At 74.6% G+C, this 18160-nt stretch carries 15 protein-coding genes; 7 read left to right on the forward strand and 8 right to left on the reverse strand.

The annotated features are described in order from the left end of the window. The first annotated feature begins 46 nt into the window (after nucleotides 1-46). Nucleotides 47-1321, forward strand: a complete 1275-nt coding sequence (locus tag C1I99_RS17410) for an aminotransferase class V-fold PLP-dependent enzyme (protein ID WP_111135277.1) — start codon at nucleotides 47-49, stop codon at nucleotides 1319-1321. Nucleotides 1322-1410: 89 nt separating this feature from the next. Here C1I99_RS17410 and C1I99_RS17415 read toward each other — a convergent pair whose 3' ends face one another. Next, on the reverse strand, nucleotides 1411-2577 hold the full coding sequence (locus C1I99_RS17415) for an FUSC family protein (RefSeq protein WP_438941421.1): 1167 nt from the start codon (nucleotides 2575-2577) through the stop codon (nucleotides 1411-1413). Between the two features lie 142 nt (nucleotides 2578-2719). Between C1I99_RS17415 and C1I99_RS17420 the strand changes: the two genes are divergently transcribed. Further along, nucleotides 2720-3379: an HD domain-containing protein gene (locus tag C1I99_RS17420; RefSeq protein WP_233512563.1), complete on the forward strand. Its 660-nt coding sequence runs from the start codon at nucleotides 2720-2722 to the stop codon at nucleotides 3377-3379. A gap of 141 nt (nucleotides 3380-3520) precedes the next feature. Here the strand turns inward: C1I99_RS17420 and C1I99_RS17425 are convergent, their stop codons facing one another. Continuing rightward, nucleotides 3521-3787 carry a DUF4031 domain-containing protein gene (locus C1I99_RS17425; protein WP_111135279.1) on the reverse strand — a complete coding sequence of 89 codons (267 nt, stop codon included), beginning with the start codon at nucleotides 3785-3787 and terminating at the stop codon, nucleotides 3521-3523. 70 nt (nucleotides 3788-3857) lie between these two features. On the opposite strand from C1I99_RS17425, the gene C1I99_RS17430 reads away from it, so the two are divergent. Then, nucleotides 3858-5258 (forward strand): FAD-binding oxidoreductase, encoded by a 1401-nt coding sequence (locus C1I99_RS17430; protein WP_111135280.1) that lies wholly within the window; start codon nucleotides 3858-3860, stop codon nucleotides 5256-5258. A 46-nt stretch (nucleotides 5259-5304) separates the two neighbouring features. On the opposite strand, the gene C1I99_RS17435 is transcribed toward C1I99_RS17430, so the two are convergent. Then, entirely contained in the window at nucleotides 5305-5832 is a 528-nt protein-coding gene (locus C1I99_RS17435; RefSeq protein WP_111135281.1) for a hypothetical protein, read from the reverse strand. Between the two features lie 83 nt (nucleotides 5833-5915). Beyond that, a complete protein-coding gene (locus C1I99_RS17440) occupies nucleotides 5916-7733 on the reverse strand; it encodes a glycerol-3-phosphate dehydrogenase/oxidase (RefSeq protein ID WP_111135290.1) in 1818 nt (605 codons plus the stop codon). 79 nt (nucleotides 7734-7812) lie between these two features. On the opposite strand from C1I99_RS17440, the gene C1I99_RS17445 reads away from it, so the two are divergent. The 3 genes from C1I99_RS17445 (at nucleotide 7813) to C1I99_RS17455 (ending at nucleotide 11470) form a co-directional block, all read left to right on the forward strand. After that, a complete protein-coding gene (locus tag C1I99_RS17445; RefSeq protein WP_111135282.1) occupies nucleotides 7813-10206 on the forward strand; it encodes a S8 family serine peptidase in 2394 nt (797 codons plus the stop codon). Nucleotides 10207-10252: 46 nt separating this feature from the next. Next, nucleotides 10253-11179 carry a GNAT family N-acetyltransferase gene (locus C1I99_RS17450; protein ID WP_111135283.1) on the forward strand — a complete coding sequence of 309 codons (927 nt, stop codon included), beginning with the start codon at nucleotides 10253-10255 and terminating at the stop codon, nucleotides 11177-11179. Between the two features lie 90 nt (nucleotides 11180-11269). After that, a complete protein-coding gene (locus C1I99_RS17455; protein ID WP_111135284.1) occupies nucleotides 11270-11470 on the forward strand; it encodes a hypothetical protein in 201 nt (66 codons plus the stop codon). A 55-nt stretch (nucleotides 11471-11525) separates the two neighbouring features. Here the strand turns inward: C1I99_RS17455 and groL are convergent, their stop codons facing one another. Together groL and C1I99_RS17465 are read right to left on the reverse strand one after the other, a co-directional pair. Then, nucleotides 11526-13148, reverse strand: a complete 1623-nt coding sequence (gene groL, locus C1I99_RS17460) for a chaperonin GroEL (protein ID WP_111135285.1) — start codon at nucleotides 13146-13148, stop codon at nucleotides 11526-11528. 680 nt (nucleotides 13149-13828) lie between these two features. Then, complete coding sequence (locus C1I99_RS17465) at nucleotides 13829-14032, reverse strand: cold-shock protein (protein WP_013288855.1); 204 nt, start codon at nucleotides 14030-14032, stop codon at nucleotides 13829-13831. Nucleotides 14033-14245: 213 nt separating this feature from the next. Between C1I99_RS17465 and C1I99_RS17470 the strand changes: the two genes are divergently transcribed. Next, nucleotides 14246-14791 (forward strand): GNAT family N-acetyltransferase, encoded by a 546-nt coding sequence (locus C1I99_RS17470; protein ID WP_111135286.1) that lies wholly within the window; start codon nucleotides 14246-14248, stop codon nucleotides 14789-14791. A gap of 174 nt (nucleotides 14792-14965) precedes the next feature. Here C1I99_RS17470 and paaN read toward each other — a convergent pair whose 3' ends face one another. Together paaN and C1I99_RS17480 are read right to left on the reverse strand one after the other, a co-directional pair. Continuing rightward, nucleotides 14966-16639, reverse strand: a complete 1674-nt coding sequence (gene paaN / locus C1I99_RS17475; RefSeq protein ID WP_199562200.1) for a phenylacetic acid degradation protein PaaN — start codon at nucleotides 16637-16639, stop codon at nucleotides 14966-14968. Between the two features lie 128 nt (nucleotides 16640-16767). Then, nucleotides 16768-17787 (reverse strand): GNAT family N-acetyltransferase, encoded by a 1020-nt coding sequence (locus C1I99_RS17480; RefSeq protein ID WP_111135288.1) that lies wholly within the window; start codon nucleotides 17785-17787, stop codon nucleotides 16768-16770. Between the last annotated feature and the right edge of the window lie 373 nt (nucleotides 17788-18160).

Raw genomic sequence — 18160 nt, forward strand, 5'->3', positions numbered from 1 at the left:
CCGCCCGTGTGTGCCCACCCGGGGTCCCTGGACCCGGAGGTCGGCCATGACCCTCACCCTCGTACCCCCGCCGGCGCCGCACCCGACGCGGGCCGCGCGCCCGCTCGACGTGCTCGGCGTGCCGGGCCAGATCAACCTGGACTACGCCGCCACCGCGCCGTGCGCGCGGGCCGCGGCCGACGCGGTGGCCGAGCTGCTGCCGTGGTACGCGAGCGTGCACCGCGGCGCCGGGGCGCTCTCGCGGCGCTGCACGCTCGCCTACGAACGGGCCCGGCAGACGGTCGGCGACTTCTTCGGCGCCCGCGCCGACGACCACGTGGTCTTCACCCGCAACACCACGGACGCACTGAACCTGCTGGCCCGGGCGCTGCCGGCCGGCACCACCGTGGTGGCCTTCGGCGGCGAACACCACGCCAACCTGCTGCCGTGGCCGCGCGGCTCGGTCCGGCTGCCGGTGCCGGACTCCCCCGGCGCGGCGGTCCGCGCCCTGGACGCCGCCCTCGGCGAGCTGCGCCGGGTGCACAGCCCGCACGCGGCCGGCCCCGACCTGCCCGTGCTGGTCGCGGTGACCGGGGCGAGCAACGTCACCGGTGAGCGCTGGCCGGTGGCCGAGCTGGCCCGGGTGGCCCGGCGGCACCGGGCCCGGATCGCGGTGGACGCCGCCCAGCTCGCACCGCACGCCCCGGTGGACGTGACCGCCCTCGACGTCGACTATCTCGCGGTCTCCGGCCACAAGCTGTACGCCCCGTTCGGCGCCGGGGTCCTCGTCGGCCGGGCGGACTGGCTGGATGCGGCACCGCCGTACCTGGCCGGCGGGGGTGCCACCAGCCACGTCGGGCCGGCCACGCACGACGTGCGGTGGACGACCGGCCCGGCCCGGCACGAGGCGGGCACCCCGAACCTGCTCGGCGCGGTCGCCCTGGCGGCGGTCTGCGCCGCGTTCACCTCCGCCGACCGCACCGCGCTGCACCGGGCCGAGCAGGCGCTGCTGACCCGGCTGCGGGAGGGCGTCGCGGCCCTGCCGCACGTGGTGGAGCTGCGCACCTTCGGCCCGGACGCGCCGCGGGTGGGGATCGTGTCGTTCGTGGTCGCCGGTCGGGACTCGGCCGAGGTGGCGGCGGAGCTGGCGGGCAGGCACGACATCGGGGTGCGCGACGGTCTCTTCTGCGCCCACCCGCTGGCCCGCCGCCTGCTGGGCGAGGCGGCCGCCCGCAGCGGACGCCGCGATCTGCCGCCGACCGCGCTGCGGGCGAGCATCGGCCTGGGCAGCACCACCGGGCACGTGGACCGGCTCCTCACCGCCCTCGCGGAGCTGGGCTGACGGGGTGCCGCCGACCCGTACGACGCCGATCGGTCTGTCGGACGGCCGGCACGGACGGCCCCGACGGCCGGGATCGGGCGGCGGGCGGCTCAGCCGACCGGTGGCGCGGTCGGCGGCTTCGGGGCCGGCTCCGGCTCGGCCGGCCCGCTCGGCCGGTCCTGCTCGCCGAAGGCCTGCCGAACCCAGCGGTTCGCCTCGTCCTGGCTGATACCGGAGGCCACCATCAGGTCGCTGGCCGTGGTCCGCACCTGGGCGATCACCACGCTCCCGGAGAAGCCCACCCCCTCGCCGTACGCCCGGCCGGCCTCGCTGACCGCGCGCAGGGACCGCTCCCGGGCCTTCTCCGGCTCCTCGCCGACGGCGAACTCGTGCTTGAGCAGGCGGACCGACTCGGCGAGGTGGCCGACCGCGTCGGGCATCGGCTCCGGGATCGGCTCATCGTCCTCGATCAGCGTGACCGCGCGCCGGATCAGGGTGCCGCTGTTGCGCATCGCCCGGTCGATCGGGTCGGCCGCCTCCGCGTAGTGGGTCAGCTCGTCGCGACGGTGCCAGCGCGCCGGCGAGAGCGTGGCGGTCTCCTTCGCCCCCTCGATCGCCTCGGAGAAGTTGGCCAGTTCCTCCTTGTTGTTGCGGAGCCGCTCCAGCGCCTGCTGCACGCCGTCCCGGTCCCGCCTGCGCAGCCCCTCGGCGGTCATGTCGAGCTGGGCGGCGAGCAGGTCCAGCGCCGGGCGGGCGGCCTGGTTGATCACCCGCAGCGGGTTGAGCGGCAGCAGGAGCGCGGTGACCAGCAGGGCGATCCCGCCGCCGATCAGCGCGTCGACGAACCGGGGAATCTCCAGGTTCTGCGTGGTCGGGCTCAGCGTGACGATCAGCACCGCGGTCGCCGCCGCCTGGATCACGATGGCAACACTGGCCCCGGCGAAGATGGTCAGCACGATCGCGGTGGTGACCACCAGCCCGAGCTGCCAGGCACCGGTGCCGAGCAGGTAGATGAGAAGATCGCCGAGGGCGACGCCGATCGCCACCCCGATGATCAGCTCGATCGTCCGGCGGAACCGCTGGCCGACCGAGACGGCGAGCGTGCCGACGGCCGAGATCGGGGCGAAGACCGGTTGCGGATTGCCCAGCAGTTCGTGCGCCGCCAGCCAGGACAGCCCGGCCGCCAACCCGGCCTGCAGGGCCAGGCCCAGCGCCATCCGTACCCGGTGCAGCCGATCGTGCAGGGTGGCCCTGCTCCGGTGTCGGAGCTGCTCCATCGCCTCGGCGATCCGTGCGCCGTCGATGTCCGGCGCACCGCCGCCCCGGCGGAGGACGCGGCGCACCAACGAGGATCGAAGCTCCCGGGCCACGGCCATGGCGGGGACTACCCGCACCGCCTCAGGTGAATCCTGCCCGTTGGTGCGGTACGGCAGACTCGGCCGGGTGGTGGTGCTTCTCGACCGGTGGCGGGCTGCCGCGCGGAAAGCCGGCGCGGCGGGCCCGGCGGCGGTGACCGATGCCGGGGCGGGCCTGCTGGCCCGCTGGCGGGAGCCGCACCGGCACTACCACACGGTGGCGCACCTGACCGCCGTGCTGGACGTCGTCGACGCGTACGCCGGGTGGGCCGACCGGCCCGACCTGGTCCGCCTCGCCGCCTGGTGCCACGACGCCGTCTACGATCCGCGGGCCGAGGGCGACGCCAACGAGCGGGACAGCGCGGCGCTGGCGGAAACGCTGCTCACCCGGCTGGGGCTGCCGGCCGGGGCGGTGGCCGAGGTGCGCCGGCTGGTGCTGCTCACCGCCGGGCACGCCGCCGACCCGGCCGACCCCGACGGCGCGCTGCTCTGCGACGCCGACCTCGCCGTCCTGGCCGCGCCGCCGCCGGCGTACGACCGCTACGCGACCGCCATCCGCCGCGAGTACGCGCACGTACCCGATCCGGCGTTCCGCGCCGGCCGCGCCCGGGTGCTCCACGCCCTGCTCGCCCTGCCCGCGCTCTACCGCCTCCCCCCGCTCGCCGCCCGCTGGGAGGCACCCGCCCGCGCCAACCTCACCCGCGAACTCACCACCCTTTCCTGATCCGCCCCCGCCGGCCCTCGCCGCGCCCGTGCCCAGCGATCTCGGCCCCCAGCTGTGCCGCGATCTCGTCCCGCCCGTGCCCAGCGATCCGGCCCGGCTGTGCGCCGCGATTTCACCTCTTCCGCCGGACCCAAGGTGTGGTCAGGGGCGGGAGAGGTGTTTGGGGCGGCGGAGGCCGGAGTCGCGGAGGAGGCGGACCAGGTCGCGGCTGGGCACCACCCGGGCACCGAGCCAGACCGCCGCGGCGAACCGATCGGCCGGGATGTCGTAGTGGTCCCGGTCGAAGCCCCGCCGCGGCACCCCGAGCATCTCGGCGAAGGCGTGCAGCTCGGCGTGGGAGACGTCGCTGATCAGGTGCGACCAGAGCCGCCCCCGCCACGGCCAGCCGGGCCGGTCCAGGTAGAGCATGGCGGCAAATCTAGCCGGCGGCCCGGGGCGCGGTTGATGATCACACCGGCTCGCCCGTAGCCTCGGCGGCATGGCCGGATCCCCCCTCCTCGACGACCTGCGCGCCGCGCTCGGCGACGACGCCGTGCTGACCGACCCGGACCTGCTGCGGATGCACGAGCGGGACGAGGCGGACCTCTGCGCCGCCGGTACCCCCCTCGTGGTCACCCGCCCCCGGTCCACCGAGGAGGTCGCGGCGGTGGTGCGGGCGGCTGCCCGGCACGGCGTACCGGTGGTGCCGCAGGGGGCGCGGACCGGGCTGGCCGGCGCGGCCAACGCCGTCGACGGCGCGGTGGTGCTGAGCACGGTCGCGATGGACGAGATCCTGGAGATCGACCCGGTGAGCCGGATCGCGGTGGTGCAGCCCGGCGTGGTCAACGCGACCCTCGCGGCGGCCGTGGCGAAGCAGGGCTTGTGGTACCCGCCCGACCCGGGGTCGTGGGAGTCCTCCACCATCGGCGGGAACGTCTCCACCAACGCGGGCGGCATGTGCTGCGTCAAGTACGGCGTCACCACCGAGTACGTGCTCGGGCTGGAGGTGGTGCTCGCCTCCGGCGAGGTGCTGCGCACCGGCCGGCGTACCGCGAAGGGCGTGGCCGGGTACGACCTCACCCGACTCTTCGTCGGCTCGGAGGGCACGCTCGGCGTGGTCACCGAGGTGACCGTCGCGCTGCGTCCCGCTCCCGCCGAGTCGCTGACCCTGGTGGCGGTCTTTCCCTCCACCGCCACAGCCGGCGAGGCGGTGGCCGGCATCGCCGCCCGGGGTCTCACTCCCAGCCTGCTGGAACTGCTCGACCAGACCCACCTGCGGGCGATCGAGGCGTACCGGCCGATGGGCCTGCGCACCGACGCGCAGGCGCTGCTGCTCGCCGCCGCGGACACCGGCACGCGGGCGGCGGACGACCTGGCCGAGTTGGCCGAGGTCTGCACGGCGGCCGGCGCCGACGAGGTCTACGCGGCCACCGACGCGGTGGAGGCGGCGGCGCTGCTGCAGGCGCGCCGGCTGGCCCACCCGGCGATGGAGAGGTTCGCCGCGGACTCCTACCCGGGTGGCAACGGCGGCCTGGTCATCGACGACGTGGCGGTGCCCCGGGGCTCGCTGGCCGCCCTGCTCGACGGGGTGTCCCGGATCGCGGCGGAGTGCGACGTGCCGATCGGCGTGGTGGGCCACGCCGGCGACGGCAACATGCACCCCAACATCGTGGTGGACCGGGCCGACCCGGCGAGCCTCGACCGCGGCCGGCGCGCCTTCGACGAGATCATGCGGCTCGGCCTGGAACTCGGCGGCACCTGCACCGGCGAGCACGGGGTGGGCCTGCTCAAGCGGGACTGGCTGGCCCGGGAGATCGGCCCGGTCGGGGTCCGGGTGCACCAGGCGATCAAAGCGGCGTTGGACCCGACGGGTCTGTTCAACCCCGGCAAGGTGCTCTGACCGAGCGTGCCGGCCGCGTCCCTGGCCCGCCGGGCCGCCCGCCCAATCAGTCGGTGATCTCGGCCGGCGTGGACTGGGTGAGCAGCAGCAGGATCTCGTTGGCGATCGGGGGCCGCTCCTCACCGGGGCAATCCTGGGAGGTGATCAGGCCGGTCGAGGTGAGCAGGCTGGAGGTCAGCGCGCCGATGCAGGTGACCCGGTACTGCCGGGCCTGATCGGTCTCGTTCGCCAGCCCCGGGTCGGCGAGCAGCCTCTGTAGCCGGGTGACCTGCTCGGGGTCGAGCACCCCGGTGGAGGTGACCCCGTCACCCGCGCAGTCGACGCACTCCCACCTGCCGTCCGGCGCCACGTTGAGGGTCCGCAGCGGACCGTCATCGAGCTTCTGCAGCAGGCTGACCCGACCCTTCCCGGTGGTCGCCGGCGGGGCGAGGCCGGGCTGCACGGCCGCCGGACCGGTCGCTGCCGGTGCCGGTTCGTCGTCGGCGCGCCCGGGCAGCGAACAGCCGGCGAGGGCGGCAGCCAGCAGGGCGGCGACGGACAGGGATACCGGACGGGACCAGGATGCGGCAACCACGGGGCGGAACCTACCCCACCGTAGGTAACGCTTGAAACCCGCCGACCGGGCAGGCATCGATGATGGACACTCCCAGGGGATGGTCAGCGGGGGGAGGAGGGGAGTTCGACGGAGTCACCGTCGGTGCCCCGGTCCACGGCGAAGCCCCGCACGTCCGGTGCGCCCAGCCGGGCGGCGTCCGCGGCGGCGTCGTCCGGCTGCAACTGGGACTGCCGCTCCGCCTCCACCCGGGCCCGGTAGTGCGCGATCTCCCGGGCCCGCACCGCGTCGTCCCAGCCGAGCACCGCGCCCATCAGCTCGGCGGTGTGCTCGGCCGAATCCAGCCCCCGGTGGCTGGTCTCGATGGAGATCCGGGTCCGCCGGGTGAGCACGTCCTCCAGATGCAACGCGCCCTCGGCGCGGGCCGCGTACGTCACCTCGGCGGCCAGGTACTCCGGGGCGCCGGCCAGCGGGGAGGCCAGCAGTGGGTCGGCCTCGATCAGGGCGAGCAGGTCGAGGGTGAGGCTGCCGTACCGCTCCAGCAGGTGCTCGACCACCCCGACCGGCACCCCGTGCCGGCGGGCCAGGTCGGCCCGGTCCCGCCACATCGCGGCGTAGCCGTCGGCGCCGAGCAGCGGCAGGTCGGCGGTGCGGGACGGGCGTACCGCACCGAGCCGGTGGGCGGCCCGGTCGACCACGTCCGAGGCCATCACCCGGTAGGTGGTGTACTTGCCGCCGGCGACCAGCAGCAGCCCGAGCATCGGCTCGAAGACGGCGTGCTCCCGGGAGAGCTTGGAGGTGGAGTCCGCCTCACCGGCCAGCAGCGGGCGCAGCCCGGCGTAGACGCCCTCGATGTCGGCCGTGGTGAGTGGCCGGTCCAGCACGGTGTTGACCTGTTCGAGCAGGTAGTCGATGTCGCGGGCGGAGGCGGCCGGATGGGACCGGTCCAGCCGCCAGTCGGTGTCGGTGGTGCCGATGATCCAGTGCCCGCCCCACGGGATGACGAAGAGCACGCTGGTGGCCGTCCGCAGGATGAGCCCCGTCTCGCCGGTGATCGCCGAGCGGGGCACCACCAGATGCACGCCCTTGGAGGCCCGCACCCGGATGCCCGGACGCAGCCCGACGTCGTCCAGCATCCGGGACATGTCGTCGCTCCACACCCCGGTGGCCGCGATGACGGTGCGGGCGCGTACCTCGAACTCGGCATCCGGGGAGCCGGCGGCCGCTTCCAGGTCGCGGACCCGCACCCCGGTCACCTCGCGGGCCTGCCGGATCAGGCCGACCGCCCGGGCGCTGCTCACCACCGTCGCACCCAGACTGGCCGCGGTGCGGGCCAGGGTCACCACCAGCCGGGCGTCGTCGACCTGCCCGTCGTAGTAGCGGATCGCGCCGGCCAGGACGTCGGCCCGAAGGCTGGGGAAGATCCGGCGGGCGCCCTCGCGGGTCAGGTGCCGGTGCAGCGGCATGCCGCGCCCGCCGCCGAAGACGCCGGCGAAGGCGTCGTACGCGGCCACGCCGGCGCCGTAGTAGGAGCGCCGGAAGATCCGGGCGGGCAGGCCGCGCAGCCCGCGCCCGGCGGGCAGCGGGACCAGGAACGGCACCGGCCGGACCAGGTGCGGCGCCAGCCGGGTGGCCAGCAGCCCACGCTCGGTGAGCGCCTCGTGCACCAGGTGGAACTCCAACTGCTCCAGGTAGCGCAGGCCGCCGTGGATCAGCTTGCTGGAGCGGCTGGAGGTGCCGGCGGCGTAGTCGCGCGCCTCCACCAGCGCCACCTTCAGCCCGCGGGAGGCGGCGTCCAGAGCGGCCCCCGCGCCGGTCACGCCACCGCCGATGACCAGCACGTCGAAGCGTTCGGCCCGCAGCCGGCGCAGGTCGGCGGCCCGGCGCTCCGGGGAGAGCTGACCGGCGGCGGATCGGGACACGTTGGGGTCGCGCACCCGTCCACGGTAACTGTCGTAGCCGCTGCGGCGACATGCGCCGCCCGCACCGTACTGTCGGGGCATGGAGATCGGCCCCCCGCTCCCCGCCGGCCAGCCCGTTCCGCCGCAGCCGCCGGCCGCGCAGCCGCCGAGCCCGTGGGCGGTGGTGGCGGCCGTGTTCGCCGGCTGCTGGGCCGTCGGGTTCACCGCGGTCACCCAGCTCGGCGGGTGGCTGGCCGACCAGCTCCTGCTCGTCTCCGGGCTGGACCGGGTGGTCTGGCTCTGGCCGGCGACCGTCCTGGTCACCGTGCTGCTGGTGGGCGCGCCGGCGCTGCCGCTCGCCCTGCTGCCCCGCTCGGCGGCGGTCCGCGCCACCGGCCGGGCCTGGCTCACGGCGGTGCTCGTGCTGGGCGCGCTCGGGCTGCTCCGGGCGATCCCGCCGGTGCACCACGAGGCGTACCTCGCCGCGCTGGCCGCCACCGCTGCCCTGGCCGCGCTCGTCGTGGGCCGCCTCGGCCGGGCACCCCGACCTCCGGCCGCCCCCGCCCGGCCCGGCGCGGTCACCCTGCTCGGGGTGGCCGGCGGGCTCGCCCTGCTGCTGCCCTGGGCGTGGCTGGGCGCGCTCGGCGGGCTGCTGGAGACGGCGCTCGCCGGGCTGGCCGCGGCCGCCCTCGGCGCGCTGGCCGGTGCCCTGCTGGGCGACGCCTTCTGGTCCCGCTTCACCGCCGGCACGCCGCCCCGGCCGGTCCGGCTGGTGCTCGTCGGCGGGCTGGCCGCGGGTGTCGCGCTGCTGTTGCTCGCCGCCGCGATCGGGCAGGCCGGCGCGCAGCTCCCCCTGCTGCTGACCCTGCCGCCGGCCGGCTTCGCGCTGGCGGCCCTGCACGCCGCGGGGGCCGGTCGGGCCGCGGCGGCCTGGCTGGTCGGGCTCGGAGTGCTCGGCCCGCTCGCCTTCACCGACCCCGAGGAGATCACCCTCGTCCTGACCAACATCCGGGATGTGCCGTTCTGGGTGGCGGCCGCCGCCGGCGCCGGGCTCGCCGTCGCGGTCCTGCTCGCCCTGGCGTACGGCGTGCTGCTGGCCCGCCCCTCGGCCCGGCCGCCGAGCCGGCGGGTGGCCGGGGTGATCGCCACCGCCCTGCTCGCCACGCTGGGTGTGGTGGCCGTCGGCGCGGGCCAGCCCGGCCTGCACGGCGAGCGGCTGCTGGTGGTACTGCGGGAGCAGGCCGACCTGACCGGCCTACCGGCGGGGCCCGGGAAGGCGGGCCGGGACGCCCGGGCGGCCGAGGTCTACCGCCGGCTGGTCGACACCGCCGAGCGGACCCAGTCCGGCCTGCGCCGGGACCTGCGCCGGTTGCGGCTGACCCACACCCCCTACTACCTGGTCAACGCGGTCGAGGTGGCGGGCGGGCCGGCGGTGCGCGCCTGGCTGTCCGGCCGCTCCGAGGTGGCCCGGGTACTGGTCAGCCAGCGGGTGCGGCCGCTGCCCGCGCCGGCCGGCCCGACCCGGGGCACCGCCCCTGCCCCGGCCGCGCCCCTGTGGAACATCCGCATGATCGGCGCGGACCGGGTCTGGTCCGAGCTGGGCGTCACCGGCGCCGGCGTGACGGTGGGCAGTTCGGACTCCGGCGTGGACGGAGGGCACCCCGCGCTGGCGGAGGGCTTCCGGGGCGGCGACGACTCCTGGTACGACCCGTGGGACGGCACCCCGGCCCCCACCGACCAGGGCGGCCACGGTACCCACACGGTGGGCAGCGCGGTGGGCCGGCGCGGCATCGGGGTGGCGCCCGGCGCGCAATGGGTGGGCTGCGTCAATCTGGACCGCAACCTCGGCAACCCGGCGTACTACCTGGACTGTCTGCAGTTCATGCTGGCACCCTTCCCGACCGGCGGGGACCCGTTCAGCGACGGGCGTCCCGAGCGTGCCCCGGAGATCCTGACCAACTCGTGGGGCTGCCCGCCGATCGAGGGGTGCGACCCGCGCGTGCTGCGGCCGGCGACCGCCGCGCTGGACGCCGCCGGGATCATGGTGGTCGCCGCCGCCGGCAACACCGGCCCGTACTGCGGCTCGATCGACGACCCGCCGGCGCCGTACCCGGACGTGCTGACCGTCGGCGCGGTCAACCGGCAGCGCCAGGTGTCCGACTTCTCGTCGCGGGGCCCGGTGCCGGGGGTGGCGAAGCCGGACCTGGTGGCCCCAGGGGAGGACGTCGTGTCCGCGCTGCCCGGCGGCGGGTACGGCGACCTGAGCGGCACGTCGATGGCGACCCCGCAGGTGGCCGGCGTGGTGGCGCTGATGTGGTCGGCCAACCCGGCACTGGTCGGCGACCTGGCCCGGACCCGGCAGCTGCTGCGGGACACGACCACCCCGGCCCAGCCCACCTACCGCTCCCGCACCGAGACCTGCGGCGGCGCCGCGAACGTCACCGGCGCCGGCCTGGTCGACGCGTACGCGGCGGTGCGGGCGGCCCGGGGGTGAGAAGCCCTTGCGCCCACCCGCACCCGGTGATCTAGGGTCGGCCACCATGGACGCGGAGATCACCGAGCTGGCCATCGACCGGGTGCCCGCCGTGGTGGAGCTGTGCCGCCGGGCGCTGGACCTGCCCGAGGACGCGGCCGAGGCGCCCGCGATCGTCGACGCCCTGTGGGCCCGGGCCGGCGTGGACCGGCCGGTGGTCACGCTCGGCGCGTACCGGGGCGGACGGCTGGTCGGGGCGGTGATCTGCTCGGTCGCCGGCGCGGAGTCGCGGCTCGGGCACGTGGACCTGGTGGCGGTGGACCCGGCGGTACGGCGGCAGGGCGTCGGGCGGGCACTGCTCGGCCACGCCGAGCGGACGCTCGCCGGCCTGGGCGCGGCCGAGGTGCTGCTGGCCGGCAACCCGCCGTGGTACGCCTGGCCAGGCATCGACGTGCGCTACACCCCGGCGGTCTGCGCCGCGGTGGCGCTGGGCTACCGGCAGGACCGGACGGCCTGGAACATGACCGCCGACCTGTCGTACGCCGGCTCGCCGGCGCTGCGCTCGACGGCGGCGGCGGAGGCGCGACTGGCCGGGCAGGGTGTGGCGGTCCGGCGCGCGGAGCCGGCGGACCTGCCGGCGCTGGCCGCGTTCGCCCGGTCCACCTTCGGCGGCGCGTGGGACGCGGAGCTGGCCGGTTCGGTCGGCCGGCCCGGGGCTGGCTGTCACCTGGCCGAACGCGACGGCGAGGTGATCGGCTTCGCCGCCTGGGGGTCGTCCCGGCCGAGCTGGTTCGGGCCGATGGGCACCTCGCCGGCGGCCGAGGGTTCGGGGATCGGCGGGGTGCTGCTGCGTCGCTGCCTGCGCGACCAGCGGGCGGCCGGGGTCGAATCGGCGCAGATCGGCTGGGTGGGGCCGGTGGCGTTCTACTCGGGCAGTGCGGGCGCCCGGATCGAGCGGGTCTTCTTCCTGTACCGGCGGACGCTCGCGGGCTAACAAAGGGCGAATGGGATATAGATCCTTATAATGCCATTCGCCCGCATCGCCGATCGACGCCCCCTACCGTTTCGGTAGAGGAGGCAGCCCATGACCACGGACGACGAACGCCCCGGTCCGTTGCCGTTCGACCGGCTCGACTACGGCGACGCCGAGCAGCGGGCGGAGATGACCGGCGCCGACGAGGCGGGCGACGAGGAGCCGGTGACACTGGTGGACGAACCGGTCCAGGTCCCGCAGCCGTACGACCGGGCGCACAAGCGACGCAACCAGCGCCCACTGCCGACGTGACACGGAAGGGGCGGACCGCTGACGCGGCCCGCCCCTTCCGGCGTTGGAACTGGACTCAGAAGTCCATGTCCCCGCCACCCGGACCAGCCGGGGCGGCCGGGGTCTTCTCCGGCTTGTCCGCCACGACGGCCTCGGTGGTGAGGAAGAGCGCCGCGATCGACGAGGCGTTCTGCAGCGCCGAGCGGGTCACCTTGGCCGGGTCGATGATGCCCGCGGCCAGCAGGTCGACGTACTCGCCGTTGGCGGCGTTGAGGCCGTGACCCGCCTCCAGGTTGCGGACGTGCTCGACGACCACGCCGCCCTCAAGGCCGGCGTTGACGGCGATCTGCCGCAGCGGGGCGTCCAGCGCGATCTTGACGATCTGCGCACCGGTCGCCTCGTCGCCGGTCAGGTCCAGCTTGTCGAAGGCGGTCTTGCCGGCCTGCACCAGCGCGACGCCACCACCCGGGACGATGCCCTCCTCGACGGCGGCCTTCGCGTTGCGGACGGCATCCTCGATGCGGTGCTTGCGCTCCTTGAGCTCGACCTCGGTGGCCGCGCCGACCTTGATCACCGCGACGCCGCCGGCCAGCTTGGCCAGCCGCTCCTGCAGCTTCTCCCGGTCGTAGTCGGAGTCGCTCTTGTCGATCTCGGCCCGGATCTGGTTGACCCGGCCCTGGATCTGCTCGGCGTCGCCGGCACCGTCGACGATGGTGGTCTCGTCCTTGGTCACCACGACCTTGCGGGCGCGGCCCAGCATGTCGAGGCCGACGGCGTCCAGCTTGAGGCCGACCTCCTCGCTGATGACCTGGCCACCGGTGAGGATGGCGATGTCGGCCAGCATGGCCTTGCGGCGGTCACCGAAGCCCGGCGCCTTGACGGCGACGGACTTGAAGGTGCCGCGGACCTTGTTGACCACCAGGGTGGCCAGGGCCTCGCCCTCGATGTCCTCGGCGATGATCAGCAGCGGCTTGCCCGACTGCATGACCTTCTCAAGGATCGGGAGCAGGTCCTTCACCGACGAGATCTTGCTGTTGACGATCAGGATGTACGGGTCGTCGAAGACGGCCTCCATACGCTCCGGGTCGGTCATGAAGTACGCGGAGATGTACCCCTTGTCGAAGCGCATACCCTCGGTGAGCTCGAGCTCCAGGCCGAAGGTGTTGCTCTCCTCGACGGTGATGACGCCTTCCTTGCCGACCTTGTCCATCGCCTCGGCGATGATCTCGCCGACGCTGGTGTCACCGGCGGAGATGGAGGCGGTGGAGGCGATCTGCTCCTTGGTCTCGACGTCCTTGGCGAGCTTCAGCAGCTCCTCCGAGACGCTGGCCACGGCGGCCTCGATGCCCCGCTTCAGGGCCATCGGGTTGGCGCCGGCAGCCACGTTGCGCAGGCCCTCACGGACCAGCGCCTGGGCCAGGACGGTCGCCGTCGTCGTGCCGTCACCGGCCACGTCGTCGGTCTTCTTCGCGACCTCCTTGACCAGCTCAGCGCCGATCTTCTCGTACGGGTCCTCGAGCTCGATCTCCTTGGCGATGCTCACACCATCGTTGGTGATGGTGGGGGCACCCCACTTCTTCTCGAGCACGACGTTGCGGCCCTTGGGGCCGAGGGTCACCTTTACGGCGTCGGCGAGCTGGTTCATGCCCCGCTCGAGGCCGCGGCGCGCCTCTTCGTCGAACGCGATCATCTTGGCCATACGGCGTTGTCCTCCTGGACACTCACGGGCCACCCGAGTGTGTGCCCCGGATGGGCCGCCTGGTGTACGCACCTTGGGACGCCGTCACCTGACGACGACGACGTCCGTCGGCCGGGCCGGATAGCCCGCGACGACCGGCCATGTGCCGCACCCGCGCCTGGGCGCCGGTGCGGCCGTGGCCCTACCGCCCCGACCATTGGCACTCACGGTATGCGAGTGCCAATGACTTGTTTAGCACTCTGCCCTGCCGAGTGCAAGCACGACCGCCCCGATCAGCCGAGTTCCACGCCCGATCGCGCGCCGTTCACCTGTTCCTCGCCGGCCCGCCGCCCGTGACGACGTGCCGGTGGCCGACCGGGACGCGTGGGCGACTCCGCTTGCGGAATGCGGGAACGCGCGGGGACGCGCATACGCCTGCGGCGAGCAGGCCGGGGTCGCGATCAACCGGCCCACCTGCCGCAGCTCGCGTGGATCATTTCGGCGCGGCGCGGGGCGCAGGCCAGGTTCGGGGACGGCACGGCCGAGGGTGGCGTGGCGGGACGCCGGCCTCCCGGCGATGGCGGCAGGCCAGCTCGTCACTGGGGCGGCGGGCCGCATGGCGGCCCGAGGTGGGCCGGCCGCCTTGGGGTATGCGGGGACGGCCGGTGAGACGGACCCGGCGTGGAGGCCGGGATGATCGGTCAGGCGATGACGCGCACCCGCTCGGCCTGGGGGCCCTTCTGGCCCTGGGCGATCTCGAACTCGACCCGCTGGCCGTCGTCCAGCGCCTTGTAGCCGTCCATCTCGATGGCGGAGAAGTGGACGAAGACGTCCTGCCCGCCGTCGACGGCGATGAAGCCGTAGCCCTTTTCGGCGTTGAACCACTTCACGGTGCCCTGTGCCACGGTGCACTTCCTCACTCTGCGCGGCGTTCCACTACCCCGGGCGCACGGCACGCCGGCGCCGGAGGACCACCGCTTCCGCGATCGGCGACGGCCGCTGAAACTCGGTGACCGAAATCGCACGCTACACGAGGCGTCACGACCGTGCACGACCACAAATCGGGCATATTCCGAGCCATCGTCATAGTCGCCGGTCACTGTGGTAGGCATGCGGGCATGACGAGCACTCCGGGCGGACCCGGCCCGGGGCAGCCGCCGGCCCGGCACGCGGAAATCCGGCGGATCCGGCGATCGGACGCCGCCCGGATGCGGGCGCTGCGGCTGGAGATGCTCGCCGACTCGCCGCTGGCCTTCCTGGAGACCCTCGCCGACGCCGCGGCCCGCCCGCACACCGACTACGCGGCGCGGATCGCGTACACCTCGGCCGGCACCGACACCGCCCAGTTCGTCGCCGACCCCGGCGACCGGCTGGTGGGGCACGCCGGGGGGACGGTGACCCCGGAGGAGCCCGGCCTCACCGTCGTCTACGCCGTCTACGTCACCCCGGCCTGGCGGGGCCACGGCCTGCTCGCCGGCCTGGTCGAGGCGGTGGCCGCGTGGTCCCGGGCGTGCGGGCGCCCCGAGCTGATGCTGGAGGTGGTGGTGGGCAACGACCGGGCCCACCGGGCGTACCAGCGGCTGGGCTTCGTCGACACCGGGGTACGCGTGCCGCACCCCACCGTCCCCGCCCTCACCGAACTCCAGATGCGCCGCCCCGCCTGATCCGCCTCACCACCGCATCCGGCGGGCCCGCCGGGCGGAGCGCACCACACGGGTCTCCGGGGCGGCCCGTACCGCTGAGGATCAACGCCCGCCTCGCGGGCTCCAACGCGCGCATCCTGCCAGGAACCCGCGCCGGGAGCGGGGTGGGCCGACCCGGAAACCCTCAACCGGAACTCAGGCGTGGCGGCGGCTCTGCACGATGCGGAACCGGTTCGCCACGTAGGCGCCGTCGGTCAGCGCGGCGTTGGCCGCCGGGTTCGCGCCGCTGCCGTGGAAGTCGGAGAAGGCCGCCGACTGGTTCACGAAGACCCCGCCGGTCAGGTTGCAGGACAGGTGCACCCCGACCTCGATCGCCGCCGCCTCGGCGGCGTCGAGGACCGCATCGTCGGTGGAGTAGACCGCCGCGGTGAGCGCGCCCTTCTCACCGACGGTGGAGCGCAGGATCTCCAGGCCGTGCGCCGTGGAGTCGGTCGCGATGGCGAACGAGATCGGCCCGAACCACTCCCGCGAGTAGGTTGCGGTGTCGTCGGCGGCCAGCTTGACGAGCGTCGGCGTACGGACCACCGCGCCGGGGAAGGCCGGGTGCTCGACGGCCCGCGACTCCAGCACCGGCTCGCCGACCTTGGTGACCTCGTCGAGGCGCTCCAGCACGCCGTCGTTGACGATCGCGCCGGTCAGCTCCACCCCGCGGGCCGGGTCGGCCGTGAGCTTGCCGACCGCGGCGGCGATCCCGCCGGCCACCTCGTCGAAGCTCTTGTGCCCCTGGTCGGTCTCGATGCCACCCCGGGGGATCAGGATGTTCTGCGAGGTGGTGCACATCTGGCCGCTGTAGAGGGTCAGCGTGAAGCCGAGGTTGCGGCACATGCCGGCGAAGTCGTCGGTGGAGTCGACCACCACCGTGTTCAGGCCGGCCTTCTCGGTGTAGACCGCCGCCTGCCGGGCGCTGGCCTCCAGCCAGTCTCCGTACTCGCTGGAGCCGGTGAAGTCGACGATCTTCACGGCCGGGTGCAGGGCCAGCGTCGACGCGAGCTTCTCGCCCGGGGCCTCGGGGGCCAGCAGCATCAGGTTGGGGTCGAAGCCGGCCTCGGCGAGCACCTCCCGGGCGTACCTGACGGTGATCGCGAGGGGCAGGACGGCGCGGGGGTGCGGCTTGACGATCACCGGGTTGCCGGTGACCAGCGAGGCGAAGAGCCCTGGGTACGAGTTCCAGGTCGGGAAGGTGTTGCAGCCGATGACCAGGGCCACCCCGCGGGGCACCACGTGGAACGTCTTGGTCATCCGCAGCGGGTCGCCCTTGCCCGCGGCCTTCTCCCAGCCGGCCGTCCCCGGGTGCCGGGTCATCTCCGCGTACGCGTAGGCGAGCGCCTCCAGCGCGCGGTCCAACGCGTGCGCGCCGCCGGCCTGGAACGCCATCACGAACGCCTGGCCGGTGGTGAACTGCACCGCGTTGGCCAGCTCAAAGACGTGCTTGTGCAGCCGGTCGAGGATCTCCAGGCAGACCCCCGCCCGGGCCTGCGGCCCGGCGTCGCGCCAGGCGGGCAGGGCGGCGGTCGCGGCGGCGACCAGCTCGTCCGCGCCGACATGCGGGTAGCGGACGTTCAGCTCCACGCCGAACGGGCTCGCCTCGGTGGCGACCCGGTCGCCGGTGCCCGGCTGGTCGAGGGGGAAGTCGCCGTTCAGGTACGCCTCGAAGGCGGCCCGGCCGTCGGCGGCGGCGGTCTCGCCGTATACCCGCGGGCTGGGTGACTCGGGGTAGGCGGACCAGTACCCCCGCTCCGTGATCGCGGTCAGCGCACGGGTGAGGGTGTCGGCGTGCCTGTCGTACAGGGGATGCGGGGTCTCCGTCATGCCCGCCATCATGCCTGAGCCGGGTCCGTGAACAGTAGGGCCGCATGCCCGGCAGCACCGTGTGCCTGAGCCGGGTCGGTGAACGGTGGGGCCGCATGCCTGGTGTCGGGCCCCCGCCGCCCGGGGACTCACAGGGTGAGCTGCCAGTCGGTCCAGCCGTCGACCGGACGGAAGCCCAGCAGTTCGTTGATGCTGATCATGTGGGTGTTGGCGGCCGCGTTGAAGGTGTCGACCGCGCATACCGCCGGCTCGTGGGCCAGCAGGTGACGCAGGTTCTCGATCTTGCTGAGCAGCCCGAGCCGGTGCCCCCGGTGGGCCGGGTCGACGATGGTGATCTGCTGGAACGCGTGCCACCCGGCCGAGGCGCCGACGTCGAGCAGCGTCCAGGTGACCAGCCGCCCGGACTCCTCGTGGCGGACCGCCGTGTGGTATCGCCGCCGCCCCCGCGCGTCCAGCGCCCGCTCGGTGCCCCGGATCCGCTCGGCGTCCACCCGCTCCGCCTCCCAGTGCAGGTCACCCAGGGGTGCGTCGGTCATCAGCCGGCCGTCCAGGTAGGCGATGTCGGCGAGGCACTCCTCCGGGGTGCCGCCCTGCCACCGCAGCGTGCGGTAGCCGGTGGCCCGGGACCGGGACTCGGCCAGCAGCGCGTCCAGGCCATCGTCGTCGAGCCGGGTGGTGTCGAGCCGACGGCGGGTCTCGGCGAGCGCGGGGTGGGCGCCCGTCGAGGCGGCGAACGCGGCTCCCGCCTCCGACCGGGCCGGGCCGCCCGGCAGGGCCGACACGGCCATCCCCAGCACCCGCTTGCGCCCCCGCTCGCGCAGCAGCCGTACGCCGTGCTCGTGCAGCGCCCTGCCGACGCCGCGCCGCCGGTACGCCGGGTGCACGACCAGGTCAGCGGTGGCGTTGTCGGTGTTGTCGAGCTGCGGCAGGTCCAGCCGGAGGTAGCCGGCGGGCATGCCGTCGAGCCGGGCCAGCGCCCAGAGCTGGGCACTGCCAGGCATCGGATGCCGGACCGATGCCTCGAAGCGGCGGCGGCAGAAGGGCGGGAAGTCAGGCAGGTCGGCGTCGTTGGCCGCCGCTCCGATCCGGTACGCCTCGTCGATCGCGGCCTGGTCGGCGACGTCGATCGGCGCGATCGTGACGCTCATGACCGCGAGCGTGCGCCCTGGAATGACGATCGGGCCAGCGATTTAACCGCTGGCCCGATCGGACGTTGGTCGGGAGGGACGCCCGCACAGCGCCTCCGGCGCTGGGTCGCAAGAACGTAAAGTCTTCGGCGAGGCGCCCTCCCGCACGGAGCATCTTGCGCCGTCCGGTTCCTGCCGTCAAGTCCTTGACGGCGTGTTTTCCACACTCACAGCAAAAAGCTAGTTACCGGGCGGAACGGCCCGATCCCCCGTCCGGGTGATCCACCCCTCCCCCGCCTCCCTCGTGATCCTGCGATTCGTGCCCCTACGACGCCCCGAACGCCCGATCGGCGAAACGGCAAGGTGCGCGGGACGGCGGGAGGGGGAGGCAGGG

The sequence above is a fragment of the Micromonospora deserti genome (assembly GCF_003236335.1).
In the GTDB taxonomy this organism is placed as follows: domain Bacteria; phylum Actinomycetota; class Actinomycetes; order Mycobacteriales; family Micromonosporaceae; genus Micromonospora; species Micromonospora deserti.

Excerpts from the sequence above, each read along its gene's own strand:
- paaN (WP_199562200.1), bottom strand. The coding sequence starts at position 16,639 with ATGACGGAGACCCCGCATCCCCTGTACGACAGGCACGCCGACACCCTC.
- C1I99_RS17410 (WP_111135277.1), top strand. The coding sequence starts at position 47 with ATGACCCTCACCCTCGTACCCCCGCCGGCGCCGCACCCGACGCGGGCC.
- C1I99_RS17415 (WP_438941421.1), bottom strand. The coding sequence starts at position 2,577 with ATGGAGCAGCTCCGACACCGGAGCAGGGCCACCCTGCACGATCGGCTG.
- C1I99_RS17480 (WP_111135288.1), bottom strand. The coding sequence starts at position 17,787 with ATGAGCGTCACGATCGCGCCGATCGACGTCGCCGACCAGGCCGCGATC.
- groL (WP_111135285.1), bottom strand. The coding sequence starts at position 13,148 with ATGGCCAAGATGATCGCGTTCGACGAAGAGGCGCGCCGCGGCCTCGAG.
- C1I99_RS17445 (WP_111135282.1), top strand. The coding sequence starts at position 7,813 with ATGGAGATCGGCCCCCCGCTCCCCGCCGGCCAGCCCGTTCCGCCGCAG.
- C1I99_RS17455 (WP_111135284.1), top strand. The coding sequence starts at position 11,270 with ATGACCACGGACGACGAACGCCCCGGTCCGTTGCCGTTCGACCGGCTC.
- C1I99_RS17425 (WP_111135279.1), bottom strand. The coding sequence starts at position 3,787 with ATGCTCTACCTGGACCGGCCCGGCTGGCCGTGGCGGGGGCGGCTCTGG.
- C1I99_RS17470 (WP_111135286.1), top strand. The coding sequence starts at position 14,246 with ATGACGAGCACTCCGGGCGGACCCGGCCCGGGGCAGCCGCCGGCCCGG.
- C1I99_RS17450 (WP_111135283.1), top strand. The coding sequence starts at position 10,253 with ATGGACGCGGAGATCACCGAGCTGGCCATCGACCGGGTGCCCGCCGTG.
- C1I99_RS17430 (WP_111135280.1), top strand. The coding sequence starts at position 3,858 with ATGGCCGGATCCCCCCTCCTCGACGACCTGCGCGCCGCGCTCGGCGAC.